This window comes from Cupriavidus sp. 05T313 (assembly GCF_056396665.1).
This window is the reverse complement of record NZ_JBFTLX010000168.1, coordinates 1-15,395: the sequence shown is the minus strand read 5'-3', so window position 1 is coordinate 15,395 and position 15,395 is coordinate 1. Positions and strand designations below refer to the sequence as shown.

Genomic DNA, 15,395 nt, shown 5'->3' with positions numbered 1-15,395 from the left:
GTGTATGACTTCAACGCGTGGTGGCGCCACGAGATACGGGTGGAGCGGCGTAGGCTGCGGCAACATCCTGGCGGGCTGCCACGTTGCGTGGCCGGTTGCGGGCCTTGCCCGCCAGAGGACATGGGTGGGATCGAGAGCTATATGGAGGCCAGGGACGAACGCAGTGAGTATGAGTTCCTCGATTGGCTCGAGTCGCTGCGCGAGCGCCCAATCGTGCTGGACGATTTACGCGAGGAGGTCGACCAGTGGCTGGATAGGCGCTTCGACCGCCGGACCGCCAATAATCGCTTGCAAGAGATCCTGGCATAGACTGGCTGCCCGGACATGCGTGGGAGAGCGGTTCGTCAAACGCCAACAGATGGCCTGGCGGCCACGGCACGCGCACGCACTGGTACAAATCCGGACTGCCGTGCTCAATGCCCGGATCCGATCGCACATTGAACGACGGTATCCCTCCATCGCCAGAGCAGAAAACCACCGCATTGCCGCTTAGTCAGCCCCCGCTTTGGCTCGGTCTCCTTCAAGGGCGGTGATGTGCAGGAGGTCGGCTCTAGCCGCTAGATTTGCATCGGAGCGGACGGGATGCCGAGCACGGTGTGCGTCGCATCGTGCCCGTTGACGTCGGCGCACGCATCCTCGCGCAGATGCGGCAAATTCCCCGCCGATGTAGCAGTAGGATTGACATCGAGGATGCCGTGGGAGTGATCAGGGCAAAGCAACCGCCAAGTAGGGATCAAGTTTCGGCAGTGTGGGCGGGGGGCGCAATCCTCCGGGGAGGTGGGCATGTCAAGCGCTGGATGTCCGTATGCAAAAGCCTGTGTTATCGCTACTCCCTTCGTTTACTGATCGTAGCCTGCAATGCGCGCTAGGACGCTGGCAACCGCGAGCAGGCGTGCGTCATCCGCATAGCGTCCGATCAGTTGGGCTCCAATTGGCAGCCCGGCGGGGCCAGTAGCTATGCGCAATGAAATCGTGGGCAGGTGCAGTGCTGTCCAGAGTGCGCCGAAACGTGGCGAGCCCGAGTCCATCAGGCCTAGCTCGGCTTCGCCGTCCGCGGCGGGGTAGAGCAGCACGTCAAAATCGCCGAACATGGCGTCGGCTTGTTGCGTACCTACATGCATACGGCTTCGTATTTGCAGGTAGGCCTCTGTGCTCACGGTCTCCCCACCGGCCAGGCGCGTTTGCAGGCGCGCACTGAGCTGCTCGTGATGTTGCGTACGCTCATGGGCGAGCGATTGCCGGGCCTCGTAGGCGAACATGCTGCTCTGCAGATCGATCAAGGCTTCCAATTCCTGCGGCAGTCTGCAGCGCAGCACGCTTGCGCCGGCCCGCTCGGCGCGTGCGGCGATCGCGTCGAGGGCGTCGTGCGTTTCGGGGCTGGCATGCTGCCACTGACTCGACAGGCATACGCCAATGCGTGGCCTCAACCCCAGTTGTTCGGTGACGCGCGTCTGCGCCAGGCCAAGGGAGAAGAAGGCGGCGTCCGCGACGGTACGGGTCAGCAGGCCCACCGTGTCCTGGGTATGGCTGAGCGTCTTCACGCCCCCACTACTGATGAGGCCGAAAGTCGGCTTGTAGCCGACAACGCCGCAGTACGCCGCCGGGCGCGTGATCGACCCGGTAGTCTGCGTACCGAACGCGACGGGCACCATGAAATCGGCGACGGCGGCTGCGGAACCGCTGGAAGAACCGCCCGGCGTGCGCGCCAGGTCGAGTGGGTTACGGGTTGCGCTCGGCGTCTGCGTGGCGAATTCGCTGGTGGCAACCTTCCCAAGTATGACGGCACCGGCCTCATGCGCCGACGCAACGCAGCCGGCGTCTGCTGCAGGACGATGCCCGGCATAGATCGCTGCCGAGCCATAGGCCGTATCGTAGCCGACGGTATCGATGATGTCCTTGACGGCGACAGGAATGCCGCGCAGCAGGCCACCGGGGCGACGATCCGCCGCACGCGCCTGGGAGAGAGCCAGATCGGCATCGACCGCCACGAAGGCGTGCACCGCGCCGTCGCGCTCTTGTATGCGATCGAGACAGGCTCGCGTCAGTATTTCGGCGGTAAGGTTGCCTCGCTCGATCCGGGCGGCCGCCTCAAGGGCGGTGAGACGATTGGGGGTGCGCATGAGCTGGATGGTCTTAGTTTACAGTGATGCCGGCATTGCGGATGACAGCCGCCCAGCGATCATGTTCCTTGCCGACAAAGACGGCAAAGGCTTCGGGCGTATCGCCGACGGGCTCCGCGCCCTGGGCCAGCAGTTGCTCGCGTGTCTTGGGATCTTTCAGGATGCGGACAACTTCCGCATTGATGCGGCTGACCACTTGTTTGGGCACACCGGCTGGCGCAAACATGCCGAACCAGCCTTCCACTACGTAGCCGGGCAGGCCCGACTCGGAAATCGTGGGAACGTCGGGCAGCAGAGGCGATTTCCGCGCCGAGGTCACGCCGAGGGCAATGAGCTTGCCGGAGCGGATATGCGGCAGGCATAGCGGGAGGTTGCAGAACATCATTTGCACGCGCCCGGCGAGCAGATCGGTCAGCGCAGGGGCACCGCCCTTGTAAGGCACGTGAAGGATATCGGTCTTCGACATGGACTTGAACAATTCGGCCGACAGGTGCTGGCTGCCACCGGCGCCTCCCGATGCATAGCTGTATTGCTGTTTGTGCAGCAGTGCCAGGAGTTCCTTGACTGAGCGCGCGGGAACGCTAGGGGGAACCACAAGCACATTGGGCACGCTAGCTACATTGACTACCGGCACAAAGTCGCGTTGGGGGTCGAACTTGAGGTTGGTGTGGAGGCTGGCGTTAATCGCGTTGGTGCTGGCCGCGCCAAAGAGCAGCGTGTAGCCGTCGCGCTCCGCAGCGGCAACATAGCCTGTGCCGATGTTGCCGTCGGCGCCCGCCCGGTTGTCAACCACGACAGGCTGGCCCCAGGCCTCACTGAGCCTGGTCGCAATGATGCGCGCCAGGGTGTCGGTCACGCTACCAGCGCCGAACGGTACAACCATATGGATCGGCTTGACTGGGTATTGCGAATGTTGTGCCACGGCGGGGAAAGGCAGGAGGGCGCTGAAGCACACTGCGGCGATACTTCCCGCCAGGGTACGGAACAGGGCTTTGAGATTCATGTTGGAGTTCCTCTGGGCAAGAATAGCGGGGGACATCGAAGGCAATCTTATGCTGGTCTATTCGATAGATCCAATATAATATTCCAAGGCATTCATTCACTTTTATGTATCAATGGCTCTCTCGTTGCACGCACTGCGCCTCTTTGTTGTGGTGGCCGAAGAGCTGCATTTCGGACGTGCCGCGGCGCGGCTCCATATGGCACAACCGCCTTTGAGCCAGCAAATCCGGCAACTGGAAGCAAACGTTGGTGCGGACCTGTTTGCGCGAACGACGCGGTCGGTCCAGTTGACGGAGGCGGGCAGGGTGCTATTCGACCGAGCAAGGCAATTGCTGGCCGATGCGGACGCCGCCGAGCAGGCAGTGCTCAGGGCAGCGCACGGCGAGACGGGACGGATCTCGCTGGGATTTACAAGTAGCGCGGCGTACCGCCTCTTGCCACGCATACTGTCTGCTTACCGCAGTGCTTATCCTGCCGTGGCATTCGATTTCACGGAGGCAACGTCAGCCGAGCAGTGGGATGCCTTGCGCTCCGGCAAACTCGACGTGGCGCTGCTTCGCCTGTCCACACTGCCGGTGGAAACGGATTTCGATGCGTTCGAAGCCGATCGTGAGCCGATGTTGCTGGCGTTGCCGCTCGGGCATCCGCTCGCCGCTGACACTGCGGTGGCGCCAGCGGCGCTTGATCGCCTTCCGATGGTTGGATTCAGCGCCGTCGGCTCAACCTATTTTCGCGACTTGAGCCAGAAGATCTATCATGCGGCCGGCGTGCAGCCGCGCATCGAGCAGGAGAGTGTACTCCCGACGATACTCGCTCTGGTCGAGGCCGGGCTAGGCGCCGCGCTGGTGCCCGCTTCGGCGGCGGAAATGCGCTCGGCACGCGTGACATACCGGCCGTTGCAACCGGCAAAGTCCAGGCGAGGCGGCACTATCGATGCCGTGTTGCACTGTGCACGCCCGCATGCCAGCACCAACATGGCCGCGCTCGTATTTGTCAGGCTGCTTGCCACGATGAGCGCGTCGCCGGCACATACAGGCCAGGCAGGATGAACGGAAGGCATTATCTTCCGCTTTGGAGAACGCGCCGACGACGATTGGACATCGAACGGCTAGCGCGGTCAGGCGACAGCGCGACGCTGCGGCCATGCCGCAGTCTGAGAGGCCCTCACAGCTCTCGGCTCCTGATTCTCCCAACCGCATCTCTCTGCAGACGTGGCCGCCGTCCGTGCGCAGTTCCCCGAGACCCGCGAGGTCTGTGCCTTGCTTTTTTTAGGTACGGCATCACCCCCACCGCCAACAAGCTCTATGGCCCGCATGGGCACGCCAACCGAGGTCCTGGCACAGTTCTGAGAGGACCTGTGCGACAAGATGCGCGTGACCATCGCGCTGCACTACCGGGCGCGCACAAGTCGATCTCCGCCAATGCCGTGCAGTCTATCTGGCAGGCAGGCCGCCGCCGGTGAGCTGGCCGCTTTGCGTACGGAGGTGGTGCTGCAGGCGAGCGAGGCGGAGGCACAGCGCGACCAGGCGCCGACTGCGGTGGTGGTGGTGGTGGCCGACCAGCCACACGCTGGCCATTGTGAAGGGCCACGAGGAAGTGTTTCCGCGGGCGCGTTGTGTCAGTGATGGCCGCTGGTGCACTTTCTTCGGCGACGGCAAGGAAGTCTGGGACCGCAACGCCAGCTACGCCGCCGCGAATTTCATCTTCGAACCTGCGCCTTCGGCGAAGATGCTATGAGCGTCTCACCCCGAATCCCGGCCAAGCCTCGAGCTTGACCCAGTCGGCGATCCGGTTCCGAATGCAAGCGCCCCATCAAGCCTGAGTTGGCTAGCAGCCGAAGCCGCGCCGAACGCCACTCGGCCTAGCAAGGCAGTCGCTCCTGCTGTGCCACCGCCAAGGAGGATCGCGTGCTCAACCGTTCAAGAATGTCCGCGGCGCGCTTGGACGGGCCGCCAACTAGCTTTTTCAGTGGCCGGTGCTATCTTGTAGTATCGGCGCGCCGGCGAGCGGCAGCTTCGGTTTGCCCACCCACCGCCAGCGACAACGTTAAGCGGCAGGAGCGCCTGAGGCAAAAGTCTGGCTGCCGGGCAGCGACTACGTAAGGAGAAGGTGGATCATGAAGATGCTACTCACAGTCGAATTTCCTCATGAGCCCTTCAACGTTCTCGTCAGGGGCGGGAAGGTGGGCGAGGTCATTGAGCGTATCCTGGAAACGATCAAGCCGGAGGCAGCGTATTTTACCGAGCAAGACGGAATGCGCTGCGGGGTATTCCTGATCAACGTCGAAAATCCATCTGACGTTCCCGCTTTTGCTGAGCCCTTCTTCCTCAACTTCCAGGCCAACTGCAAGTTCCGCATTGTGATGAGCCAGGAGGACCTGCAAAAGGCTGGTCTGGAGGCACTAGGGAAGAAGTGGGCGTGAGGAGTGGTCGGTGAAATCGGTAATGAACGGCCTCCCGACGGCCCCGTCCGAGAGTGCACCACTATCTTCCGCATAAGCTCCGGCATGAGCAGGTGAGGTTGGCGAAAGGAAGGGACCGCTACCGCGAACGTCAAGGGGCAACCCATGGGCGATTGTTAATTTCATGATCATGAAATTATTCTATTGGGTACGTAGAGACCAACAGCACCGACGATGGGCACTGATACAAAGAGGTCCGGAGGCAAGTCTTCCTGAATGAGGGCCATGCCACAGCGTCAAAATGCGGCCGTCCCCCAATGATTGATCGTGGCAAGCCGGTTAATCTTCGGGTCACAGGGGGCCGGGCCATATGGTACCTAACTGATACCATGTTGGTATCCAACAGATGCCATTTGACTTCCCATGGTGGCCGGATAGGTTRCAGCGGGCCTTCATTTCGAGCAGACGGTAGAAGATCTCCAGGTAGTTTCTCTAGGCAACAGCCGACCAGTGCCGTAGCGATGGCCTTATATCGGCGCCGGAGTTGCGAAACCGCCGTAGGTGCACCTGGCCGGGTTGCTGGTTTATCTCGCACAAGTGGGCGCGGAAGTGACGGCGGGACAGCCGATATTCGACGTCGTGAATCCCGTTGACGGGATTCGCACGACCACCGTCAGCCATACCAATGGCGTCTTCTACATGAGGCGCGAAGTGCGCTACGTGAAACCAGGCGACCAGATCGGCCGCGTGTCTGGTGCCCGCGCTTTCCGCGCGGGGAATTTGCTCAGTCCCTGAGCGCGTTGGCAGGCCACCGATGCCCGGCAACAGGTGGAGATGGTGGCGAGCATTCGTTCGCCCGACATCCCGGACCCAGTCCTGCGCGCTTCACGTCGCCCTGCGGATACAGAACCTCGAGCGGATGCGCAGGCCATGGAGCAGGCATTTCGGGCCGAGGCGCTGGCCAGCACCTCGGCCCGGCTGGTGAGGTAGCCTGATTGCAACGGACACGTCTGCTTCTTGGATGTAAGCGTGAGGTCTCGCATCATTCGTGGAAAAATTCGAATTGAAACCCTGCGGCGCTCGAAATAAGCTTTCCGGCAGTTGGTGCGGGAAAATGCATCGACAAAAGCGTCACCGGCGAATCGGCACAACGTGCCATAAGCCGTTGGCGAGTGCGCATCGCCAGGTCCGGGCGCCAGTCCCCTGTATTCACCAGGCTCGGTTCGTTGAAGACAATAGGGTGGTGAAACACGTCTCCGGTCATGATTGCCTCACAGTCCCCGCCTTTGACATGAATTGAGACATGCCCAGGCGTGTGACCACTTGCGTCTTCAATCCATATGCCATGGCTGAGATCTCCGTCGACGAAATGATTCATGTCGAGAAGATCGGCCATACCGGATTCGACAATCGGCAGGACGCTATCGGCGAATGATCCCTGGCTGACGGGCAACGCCGGCTTGCTTGTATGCAACGCCATGAAATGATCAAATTCCTGCCTGGAGAACAGATATCTGGCGTTTGGGAAGGTCGGGACCCATTTGCCGCTCACGAGTTGCGTATTCCAGCCGACGTGGTCAGTGTGCAGATGGCTGCATAGCACCAGATCGATGTCTTCGGGGCGCAAGCCGACTGCCGCGAGATTCGCCAGGTACTCGCGGGATCTAAGCATGTGCTGCCATGGCGCCCGAGGCCGGTCCTTGTGGTTGCCGTTACAGGTATCCACAAGGATGTTCTTCCCTTTCGAGCGTATCAGGTAACTATGGAAGCTGATGCAGAGTTGGGACGTCTCGGGATGAACCAGCTTTGGCCCGAGAACACTCTTGTGTCTGGCGACAATATCCTCGCTGATATCCGGATAGAGCCAGGATGCATCAGCCCAGAACTGCTCCATCTCCACTACCCGATCGATGGTTATTTCACCAAGGCGAAGCTGCTTCATTAGCCCTCCCTCTACGATTGATACGCGAATCAGGCCGTCCGCGATTTCGGCATTGCTAGACGTTCTGTCGCACGACGCCTGATTCACGGGCAATCTTCGCCCAGCGCTCTGATTCCGAAGCGATCAGCTTGCTGAAGTCGGCCGGCCCTAGCGATTCGGATTGGGCACCCATGCCCGCCAGCTTGTTCTTCACGTCGTGCTGCATCATGACCTTTGCTGTCTCGCGCGAGATCGCCTCCACGATGTTCGGGGGGGTGTTGGGCGGTGCCATCAGGCCGACCCAGAATCCCTTGCCGTCCCCTTCGCCGCCGAGCCCCGCCTGCGCCAGCGTAGGGACGCCGGTCAGCGCAGCCGACGGCTGATCCGACATCACACCCAGAGGCTTGAGCTGGGCCCGGTTCGTGGAGATCAGCGGAATCGCCCCCATCATCGCATCCACTTGTCCGGCCATTAGCGCCTGGATTGCCGGAGCGCTCCCGGTGAACGGCACGTGAAGCATGTCGGATATGCCGGCAGCCCTCATGAACGCCAGCATTGCTGCATGCCCGGCGGTCCCGATGCCCCACGTTGAATAGCTGAGCGTCTTCCTCCTGGCCAGCGCGACGAACTCGCGTAGATTCCCGACGGGGACGTTCCGGCTAACGGCCAGCGCAAACGGCACGAAAGCGAGCGTTGCAATAGGCACGTGCCGCTCCGGCACGAACTTCGGATTATTGAAAAAATTCGGATAAATCGTGTGGGTATCGCTGCTGGCCGTCAGCAAGGTCTGCCCATCGGGCGAGGCGTTCGACAGCAGGTACGACCCGATGACGCCGGAAGCCCCGGGGCGGTTGTCTACGATGATTCGTTCGCCAAGCTCATTGCCGGCCGTCGCGCTAAAAACGCGCGCCAGGATGTCGGACATTCCGCCAGCTTGTCCTGGCACGATCAACTGGATGGGCTTGCCGGCGCGCCAGGGGCTGGCGGCGTTCGCAAGGCATAGCCAACCCGATAATGCGGCAGCGGCAGAACCCTGCACAAACAATCGCCTCTGTTGATCCATGGTGTCTCCTCCTGTCATCTGTCTTTTATTGCCCAAGCATGCGTTTTCGCGCGTGTGAGCCTGGTGGTGACTGGCATTGCGCCGGGCTGTCAGTCGCGCGAGAACGCCGCGCCGCCCTGCGGCCGGATATAGCGCGGCCGCGGCAGGCCGAGCGCCTCGGCGGTCTTGAGAATGCCATCCTCGATCGCGCCGGCATCGCGCACGCTCTGGTATTCGCCGTCCTGGAAGATCACGTTCGCGCCGTAGACGACCATGAATCCTTCAGCAGCTTCGGTGGCGTCCGCCGGCACCGAGAACGTGTGGATGGACCCCCCCGGTTCGTAGAGATAGCTGCCAGCGGTTTGCGGATCGCCGGGATACTCGACGTAGTTCCATTCTCCCTTCGTCGTGAAGAAGTGGACGGTGCCGGTGTGGAAGTGGGGCGGCAGCGTGGTGCCGGGTTCGAACTTGCCGTATAGCACCCAGACACCGTTCTCGCGGTCGAGAAAGAGCGGAATGATGGTCGAACCCGACTCGGAGCCGGGGAATTCGGCAGATTCGTTGATATTGACCGTCAGAAGGCGGTCTTGATGGGTAAAAGCGCTGGGCAATGCCACGTTGGATCTCCAGGGGCCATCGGACTGCAGCTATGGCGAAAGCTGCTTGTCGCTGAGGTTGGTGCGTTCTTTGTTGGGTCGAACCGAACCGGGCTAGAGACCCAGTCCGCCGTCGACCACGATTTCGGTGCCAGTCACGTAGCGGGATTCATCGCTGGCCAGGAACAGCGCGGCGTACGCAACATCCCACGCGGTGCCTTGGTGACCCATCGGGCAGCGTCGATTCCGCGCGGCTCTTGCGGCCTGCACTGCGGCGTCGTCGCCGACGGTGAGGTGCGCCGCGTGCGGCGTGTCGATCAGTCCAGGCACGATCACGTTCGTTCGCACGTGGTGCTCGGCGTAGCGTCGTGCCAGCACGCGTGTCATGTGGTTCAGGCCCGCTTTGGACGTGTTGTAGGCAAGGAACGGCATCGGGCTCCATTTGCGGCTGGCGATCGACGAGATATTGATGATCGACCCACCGCCCTGGCGCACCATGCGCGGGATGACCTGTTGGCACGCCAGCATGACGCCCTTGAGATTCACTGCGAAGACGCGGTCCCAGTCCTCCTCGCGAATGTCCTCGAGTTCGGACACGATCTCGATGCCGACATTGTTGTGCAGGACATTGACGCTGCCATACTGCTCATCGCAATAGCGAGCCATTGCCGCGAGCTCGCTCTTGCTGCAGACGTCCGCCTCGAACGGCAGCGCTTCGCCGCTGCATTCTCGAATCTCGTCGACAGTCCGCCGGGCTGCCTGCATATCGCGATCGACGCAGAGCACCCGTGCCCCTTCGCGGGCGTACAGACGTGCTGCGGCAGAGCCGTTGCTCACGTCCGCTCCGCTGGAACCCGCACCTACCACGATGGCCACGTTGCCAGTCAGTCGGCCGCTACCGCGCAGCGTTGAAAGTTCGACATTCCGCATGGGTATCTCCATTACAGAAGACCCAGAGCCCGCAGTTTTGCGTCAGGGGCAGAATAGGGGCGCTCGCAAATGATCTTGTCGGAGCCGGGCGCGAACTCGAACGTCGCGGCTATGCGCACACGGAACGTGCCACCGGTCGGCTCGAACACCTTTCCATTGACGGCGAGCGGCCCCAAATGGGTCCCCTGGAGCCAGAACTCAACCAGTACCGTATCGTCCGCGGCCGCAATGGCGATGATTTCGTTCTTCAGATCCGGAAAAGGGATCCGAGATGAATCAAAATAGCCGCGCACCTCTGCTTCGCCGTCGAATGTGGCGCCGCTGCCGTGCATCTCGTAACGCGGGTGCTCGAACGTGTTGATGACGGCATCCCAATCGTGGGTGCATTCCAGGGCCATGTGATTTCGCACGGTCTGGATGCGTGCTTCGTTGAGCGTGGACGACATAAAGGAACTCCTGTGGTGATTTGCTAAAAAATGGGATATGGGATGGAGCGCGTGCGTTGACGCGCGTCAGTCGAGCGTGATGTGCGCCTGTTTCGCAATGGATTTCCACATCGGAATGTCGCGGGCATTTGTCGCCTGCTGCTCGGCGCCGGTTACGTATTTGGCCGTGATGCCGAGCGAAAGCAGCTTGTTGACGACTTCCGGCTGCTTCAGCGTGTTCTCCAGTACCGAAGACAGTTTGTTCACGATCGGCTTCGGGGTCYTGGCGGGMACATACATGGCCCAGTTCAGCTCCCGGTCGAAGTCGACGCCTTGCTCCTTGTAGCTGGCCACTTGCGGCAGGCTGGGCGAGCGTTTGGTGCAGACGGCCAGCGCCTTGATCTTGCCTTCCTTGACGAAAGGCGTAGCGGTCACCATGTCGACGAAGGCCACGGAGATGTGGTTGCCGAGCAGGTCGGTAATTATCTGGGAGGTACCCTTGTAAGGCACGTGCTGGAGTGGAATGCCGGCCTTCTGGCTCAGGACTTCGCCGCAAAAGTGTCCGGTGGACCCCRTGCCCCAGCTCGCGTACTGGATCGGCGCGGTTTGCTTGCGCGCCATGGCAATCAGGTCCTTGAGGTTGTTGGCCGGATACTGGTTTGCCGCCACCATGACGATCGACGAACTGCCGATCGTGCCAAGGCTTTGAAAGTCGCGCACGGGATCGTAGGGCAGTTTGGCGTAGGTGGCCGGTGCCAGTGGGTGGGTGGACATGCCGCCAATCATGATCGTGTAGCCATCGGGCGCGGCGGTGGCCACGGCGTGGGTGCCGATGGTGCCCGCGGCGCCGGGCTTGTTTTCGACGACCACGGGTTGCTTGAGCTGCGCGGCAAAGCGCTCCGCGAGGAAGCGGCCGAGGATGTCGCCGCCGCCACCTGCGGAGAAGGGCAACAGCATCCGGATGGGCCGATCCGGATAGTTGCCGGTATCGGCAGCCGTGGCGGCCCCTGCTGCGACAGCGAGCAGGGCGGCAAGAATTTTCTTCATGTAAGTCTCCATTGGGGGCACCCGTTCTGGAGGTCGGGCGTCGTGACGATCCTCGCGTTCCACTGTTTGTGGAAACGTTTCCAAATAAGTATTATGGAGCGGCGATATGCGATCAATCATGGTTAACGCTATGAAGGAACTGAGCCGAGTGACGTTACACTCGACTTTGTGGAAACGTTTCTATTTTGCAACAAAGGAGGCAGAATGAGTTTGCTGTTCGGAGGCGTACGCCAGATCGGCTACGTGGTACGCGACATCGAAAAGGCGATGCAGCACTGGAGCGAGGTGCTTGGCGTCGGTCCGTGGTTCTATAAGGAAGCGATTGGCACCACTGAGTTTCGCTATTACGGACAGGCGTCGGCATTGCCGGATCTGTCGATCGCCCTCGCCAACTCGGGCGGCGTGCAGATCGAGCTGATAGAGCAGCGAAATGACGTGCCATCTCTGTACCTCGATTCGCTGAAGCACGGCGCGGAGGGCGTCCAGCACATCGCCTATTGGACCGGCGACGCGTTCGATCGCTTTGCGCAGCAGTTGCAGGCACGCGGATATGTGGAGGGGCATGGGGGCCGCATGGGCACGCGTGGCCGCTTTGCCTATTTCGTGCATCCTGACCTGCCGGGCAACATCGTTGAAATATCAGAGATGTCAGGCGGAAAGGGAGAGTACTTCGCGACGATTGCCGAAGCTGCGCAATGCTGGGATGGCTCTGAGCCGATCCGACGCATCGGGGGGACGCGATGAGCACAGCTGTGGGACAAGAGCCGGATCGGCGGATTGCCGTGGTAACGGGTGCTGCACGCGGCATCGGCCTTGCGATCTGCGAGCGCCTGGCTTCGGACGGCTACGCGGTTGCACTTTGGGACCGGGATGAGGCGACGCTGGACGCGGTGGCCGGCGCCTTGCGCAGGCAAGGAGCGAACGTGCTCGCAGTGGCAGTCGACATCACCGATCGCGAACAGGTCAATCGCGCCCTGGCGCAATCCGTTGCCGCGCTCGGCTCACCGACGGCGCTGGTAAACAATGCCGCGATCCTTGGCAGTAGCGGTCCGACCGTCGAAGCTTCGCCCGACGAGTGGAAGCGCGTGTTCGACGTCAACGTCTTCGGCGCCCTCCATTGCGCGCAGGCGATCGTGCCGGCCATGTCGGCGAACGGCTGCGGCCGCGTGGTCAACGTTGCATCGATCGCCGGCAAGGAGGGCAACCCGTTTGCGGGCGCTTATGCGGCCTCGAAAGCAGCACTGATCTCGATGACGAAGAGCCTTGGCAAGGAGTTGGCGTCGACGGGCGTGCTGGTGAATTGCATCACGCCCAGTGCGGCGGACACCGATATCTTTGGCATCCACGAAGAGAGTCAACGCGCACAATTGCAGGCGCGGCTGCTCGAGCGCGTGCCGATGAAGCGTTTTGTCAGGGTCGAGGAGGTTGCGGAGATGGCCGCGTGGCTGTGTTCGGCGCGTTGCAGCTTCAGTACTGGTGCGGTCTTCGACATCAGTGGCGGGCGCGCTGTTTACTAGTGGGGCGACACAGTTGGGCGATAATTGCGGGCCATAGGTCCCGCATTCCACGCTGCGGCTTTCGTCAAACCAGCCAACATCAGCCATGAGTAACACGATGCGTACCAATCCCTCCGTGAGGCCAGCCCGCGTCACTATCCGTGACGTCGCACGCGCGGCCGGTGTGTCGGTGGGCACTGCATCGCGTGCACTAAACCGTAGCGGGCCGGTGAGCGAGGCAGCGGTCCAGGCGGTGGAGCGCGCCGCCAAGGCGCTGGCCTATGCGCCCGACCCGATCGCGCAAAGCATGCGCACAGGCACCTCGGGCGTGGTCGGGCTGCTCGTATCCGACTTGGCTAACCCGCTCTACGCCCGAATCATCACCGCGGTGGAGACCCGGCTGCAGCGCGAAGGCTACGCGATGGTAGTCGGCAATACGCATAACAGCAGGGCGCAGGAAGACCTGATGGTCGATTTGTTTCGGCGTCGCCGCGTCGACGGGTTGATCCTGGGCCCATGCGAAGCCGAGCGGCCCGACTACCTCGACCAGATCGGCCGGGATCTTCCCGTCGTGGCCATGGACCGCGATTTTGGGGTGGGTGGCACCGGCGTTCATGTCGATCACTTTCGCGGCGCGCTCGACGTCACGCGATATCTGCTTGACCTCGGCCATGCGCGCATTGCCCTGATGACGTCGGATAGCGCGCTTCGGCCCGGCCGCGAGCGTATCAACGGATACCGTGCTGCACTGGAGGAACGCGGGCTCGCCGTGGATGACACGCTGGTGAGGTCGAGCCGCTCGGCCATGGACCTGTCTTTCAGCGACGCCTTGGCGATGCTGTCGGCAAAGTCTCGTCCAACCGCATTCATCTGTCTTGGCACGCGCATACTGTCAGGCGTGCTGCAGGCGATGAAGCAGACCGGATATCGTGTACCGCAGGATGTCAGCCTGATCTGCGTAGGCGATGGCGATCTTCCGCAACTGTATTCGCCTGCCATTACCGCGCTGAGTTGGGACCTGGAGACGGTGGGTACGGCAGCGGCCGAAATGTTGCTGCAGACGATTGGCGGAGTGTCGGGCGAGGCCGGCGCCCAGCCCTCGGCGGGGCAGGAGATCAGGCTGGCCACACATGTTGTCATGCGCGAATCCTGTGCGCCCCCGCCTGTGCCGGGCAGCACCTGACCTGGCCCTGTCGGTGCGTTTCGGCAAGGCTTGGCTCCATCGTATGGGCACTGCGTGGCCGGAAACAGGTGATCAGGATGACGGTCGCAAGCATCAGCGCCGAACCAAGCAGATAGAGACTCAGCGTGAAACCGGCCGCCGCGGCCTTGATTGCGCCGACGGCAGCGGGTGCCACGACGCCGGCACTGTGCCGCCCACGGTACTGATGACGCGATGCCCGCGGCCGCACTTAGTCCCGTCAGGATGCCGCCTGGCATCGACCACAGCAGGGTGAACGCCGATGTGCATGCAGCACTTCATGATCGATTTTCACGGCTCGCAGTTGGTGGGTTTTGAGCCGGAGTTAGTGGATTGGCGCGATAGATGGCGTCATTGCACCGGCTGCGGGCCTGAGTCGCCATTCGGTGCAGGCTGGCAAGTGGCGGCAGTTCGCACCGTACCCGGATCAACTCTTCGATCAGCACGTTGACGATGTCGGGCAATTCGACCTTGGTGTGCGCCGCATCGGTTGCGAGCGCCTCCAGCCATTTCAGCGTGTTGGCCTCGGCCGGCCGAATGTGGAGGTACCCGCGTAGTATCTTCTGATGCCGGGAGCGTGTGCCAGAGGCATCGTAGCGTTTGACTGTTGCGCGGGACAGGGCGGGGGCTCGCAGTGCGGTGCGCACGTGATCGATCACGATAGGTGGCACATCAGCCAGCATGGGGAAGTAGCCAAGGCGCTGCAGCAGTTTGAGCTGCACGAGAATCAGAACAGAAGTTGAGGCCCGGCGAGACTGGCTGCGCGCGAAGCGGATCTCGGTCGGTGTTGGCGTGAACGCAGCCTCCAGTTCGGCGGCGGTAAGCTCAGCCGGGAGCGCGGGATAGGCGGTATCGTGGATCGGCTGCATCCTTAGCGCCGCACCAAGTCCAGATTGATGTGCCGCATGTACCGCGGCGCCGCTGCTGGCGGACTGCGCAGAGTGCTTGCCCTTCTCCGAGTTTGGTGCAGTATCACACCAAGCACGATGGCCATCAGGCCCCAATAGACCAAGATGACTTGTATTAGCTGGGACTCGATCTGACAGATAGTCGGGCTGTTGAATCGAGAAGCGCGACTCAATGCGGGATCAGTTTCTCCTTGGCGAGTTCCAGCGAGTCGAGGAAGGTGCGCATGGGCGTTTTGCCGTAACACCATCGCCCCTGATGGGAAGGTGCGCATGGGCGTTTTGCCGTAACACCATCGCCCCTGATGT

At 61.8% G+C, this 15,395-nt stretch carries 15 protein-coding genes and 2 pseudogenes; 8 read left to right on the top strand and 9 right to left on the bottom strand.

All coding sequences use genetic code 11. The features are described from left to right. On the top strand, nt 1-309 hold a 309-nt coding region (locus AC1DKD_RS28515), incomplete at its 5' end, for an IS1096 element passenger TnpR family protein (RefSeq protein ID WP_477143981.1). Between the two features lie 530 nt (nt 310-839). On the opposite strand, the gene AC1DKD_RS28510 is transcribed toward AC1DKD_RS28515, so the two are convergent. Beyond that, nucleotides 840-2,120, bottom strand: a complete 1,281-nt coding sequence (locus tag AC1DKD_RS28510) for an amidase (protein ID WP_441636325.1) — start codon at nt 2,118-2,120, stop codon at nt 840-842. A 13-nt stretch (nt 2,121-2,133) separates the two neighbouring features. Next, nucleotides 2,134-3,123 (bottom strand): tripartite tricarboxylate transporter substrate binding protein, encoded by a 990-nt coding sequence (locus AC1DKD_RS28505; RefSeq protein WP_441636323.1) that lies wholly within the window; start codon nt 3,121-3,123, stop codon nt 2,134-2,136. Nucleotides 3,124-3,235: 112 nt separating this feature from the next. Here AC1DKD_RS28505 and AC1DKD_RS28500 point away from each other — a divergent pair. From AC1DKD_RS28500 to AC1DKD_RS28485, 4 genes and pseudogenes are all read left to right on the top strand, one after another. Next, a pseudogene (locus tag AC1DKD_RS28500) lies at nt 3,236-3,415 on the top strand (LysR family transcriptional regulator); the annotation flags it as partial. A 12-nt stretch (nt 3,416-3,427) separates the two neighbouring features. Then, nucleotides 3,428-4,171 (top strand): LysR family substrate-binding domain-containing protein, encoded by a 744-nt coding sequence (locus AC1DKD_RS28495; RefSeq protein WP_441636329.1) that lies wholly within the window; start codon nt 3,428-3,430, stop codon nt 4,169-4,171. Nucleotides 4,172-5,238: 1,067 nt separating this feature from the next. Then, on the top strand, nt 5,239-5,544 hold the full coding sequence (locus AC1DKD_RS28490; protein ID WP_267602716.1) for a panthothenate synthetase: 306 nt from the start codon (nt 5,239-5,241) through the stop codon (nt 5,542-5,544). A 555-nt stretch (nt 5,545-6,099) separates the two neighbouring features. Then, nucleotides 6,100-6,318 carry a hypothetical protein gene (locus tag AC1DKD_RS28485; protein WP_441636321.1) on the top strand — a complete coding sequence of 73 codons (219 nt, stop codon included), beginning with the start codon at nt 6,100-6,102 and terminating at the stop codon, nt 6,316-6,318. 247 nt (nt 6,319-6,565) lie between these two features. On the opposite strand, the gene AC1DKD_RS28480 is transcribed toward AC1DKD_RS28485, so the two are convergent. The 6 genes from AC1DKD_RS28480 to AC1DKD_RS28455 all read right to left on the bottom strand — a co-directional run bounded on the left by AC1DKD_RS28480 (nt 6,566) and on the right by AC1DKD_RS28455 (nt 11,604). Continuing rightward, entirely contained in the window at nt 6,566-7,465 is a 900-nt protein-coding gene (locus tag AC1DKD_RS28480; RefSeq protein ID WP_441636319.1) for an MBL fold metallo-hydrolase, read from the bottom strand. Nucleotides 7,466-7,520: 55 nt separating this feature from the next. Next, the gene (locus tag AC1DKD_RS28475; RefSeq protein ID WP_441636317.1) at nt 7,521-8,507 is read right to left on the bottom strand and encodes a Bug family tripartite tricarboxylate transporter substrate binding protein; all 987 of its coding nucleotides are present in this window, start codon (nt 8,505-8,507) and stop codon (nt 7,521-7,523) included. A gap of 89 nt (nt 8,508-8,596) precedes the next feature. Beyond that, the gene (locus AC1DKD_RS28470; RefSeq protein ID WP_441636315.1) at nt 8,597-9,103 is read right to left on the bottom strand and encodes a 2,4'-dihydroxyacetophenone dioxygenase family protein; all 507 of its coding nucleotides are present in this window, start codon (nt 9,101-9,103) and stop codon (nt 8,597-8,599) included. Between the two features lie 93 nt (nt 9,104-9,196). Next, nucleotides 9,197-10,012 carry an SDR family NAD(P)-dependent oxidoreductase gene (locus AC1DKD_RS28465; protein ID WP_441636313.1) on the bottom strand — a complete coding sequence of 272 codons (816 nt, stop codon included), beginning with the start codon at nt 10,010-10,012 and terminating at the stop codon, nt 9,197-9,199. 11 nt (nt 10,013-10,023) lie between these two features. Further along, the gene (locus AC1DKD_RS28460; protein ID WP_441636311.1) at nt 10,024-10,458 is read right to left on the bottom strand and encodes an ester cyclase; all 435 of its coding nucleotides are present in this window, start codon (nt 10,456-10,458) and stop codon (nt 10,024-10,026) included. A 66-nt stretch (nt 10,459-10,524) separates the two neighbouring features. After that, on the bottom strand, nt 10,525-11,604 hold the full coding sequence (locus AC1DKD_RS28455) for a Bug family tripartite tricarboxylate transporter substrate binding protein (RefSeq protein ID WP_477143980.1): 1,080 nt from the start codon (nt 11,602-11,604) through the stop codon (nt 10,525-10,527). A gap of 84 nt (nt 11,605-11,688) precedes the next feature. On the opposite strand from AC1DKD_RS28455, the gene AC1DKD_RS28450 reads away from it, so the two are divergent. The 3 genes from AC1DKD_RS28450 to AC1DKD_RS28440 all read left to right on the top strand — a co-directional run bounded on the left by AC1DKD_RS28450 (nt 11,689) and on the right by AC1DKD_RS28440 (nt 14,163). Beyond that, nucleotides 11,689-12,228, top strand: coding sequence for a VOC family protein (locus AC1DKD_RS28450; RefSeq protein WP_441636307.1), 540 nt, complete (start codon nt 11,689-11,691; stop codon nt 12,226-12,228). After that, nucleotides 12,225-13,001 carry an SDR family NAD(P)-dependent oxidoreductase gene (locus AC1DKD_RS28445; protein ID WP_441636306.1) on the top strand — a complete coding sequence of 259 codons (777 nt, stop codon included), beginning with the start codon at nt 12,225-12,227 and terminating at the stop codon, nt 12,999-13,001. Before AC1DKD_RS28450 ends, AC1DKD_RS28445 begins: the two co-directional genes overlap by 4 nt. 85 nt (nt 13,002-13,086) lie before the next feature. Further along, nucleotides 13,087-14,163 (top strand): LacI family DNA-binding transcriptional regulator, encoded by a 1,077-nt coding sequence (locus AC1DKD_RS28440; protein WP_441636304.1) that lies wholly within the window; start codon nt 13,087-13,089, stop codon nt 14,161-14,163. Between the two features lie 353 nt (nt 14,164-14,516). On the opposite strand, the pseudogene AC1DKD_RS28435 reads toward AC1DKD_RS28440, so the two are convergent. Further along, nucleotides 14,517-15,050, bottom strand: a pseudogene (locus tag AC1DKD_RS28435) (DUF4158 domain-containing protein); the annotation flags it as partial. Nucleotides 15,051-15,395: the final 345 nt, after the last annotated feature.

Coding starts and splice junctions, on each gene's coding strand:
- AC1DKD_RS28480 (WP_441636319.1), bottom strand. CDS start 7,465: ATGAAGCAGCTTCGCCTTGGTGAAATAACCATCGATCGGGTAGTGGAG.
- AC1DKD_RS28505 (WP_441636323.1), bottom strand. CDS start 3,123: ATGAATCTCAAAGCCCTGTTCCGTACCCTGGCGGGAAGTATCGCCGCA.
- AC1DKD_RS28490 (WP_267602716.1), top strand. CDS start 5,239: ATGAAGATGCTACTCACAGTCGAATTTCCTCATGAGCCCTTCAACGTT.
- AC1DKD_RS28440 (WP_441636304.1), top strand. CDS start 13,087: ATGAGTAACACGATGCGTACCAATCCCTCCGTGAGGCCAGCCCGCGTC.
- AC1DKD_RS28510 (WP_441636325.1), bottom strand. CDS start 2,120: ATGCGCACCCCCAATCGTCTCACCGCCCTTGAGGCGGCCGCCCGGATC.
- AC1DKD_RS28475 (WP_441636317.1), bottom strand. CDS start 8,507: ATGGATCAACAGAGGCGATTGTTTGTGCAGGGTTCTGCCGCTGCCGCA.
- AC1DKD_RS28450 (WP_441636307.1), top strand. CDS start 11,689: ATGAGTTTGCTGTTCGGAGGCGTACGCCAGATCGGCTACGTGGTACGC.
- AC1DKD_RS28445 (WP_441636306.1), top strand. CDS start 12,225: ATGAGCACAGCTGTGGGACAAGAGCCGGATCGGCGGATTGCCGTGGTA.
- AC1DKD_RS28460 (WP_441636311.1), bottom strand. CDS start 10,458: ATGTCGTCCACGCTCAACGAAGCACGCATCCAGACCGTGCGAAATCAC.
- AC1DKD_RS28465 (WP_441636313.1), bottom strand. CDS start 10,012: ATGCGGAATGTCGAACTTTCAACGCTGCGCGGTAGCGGCCGACTGACT.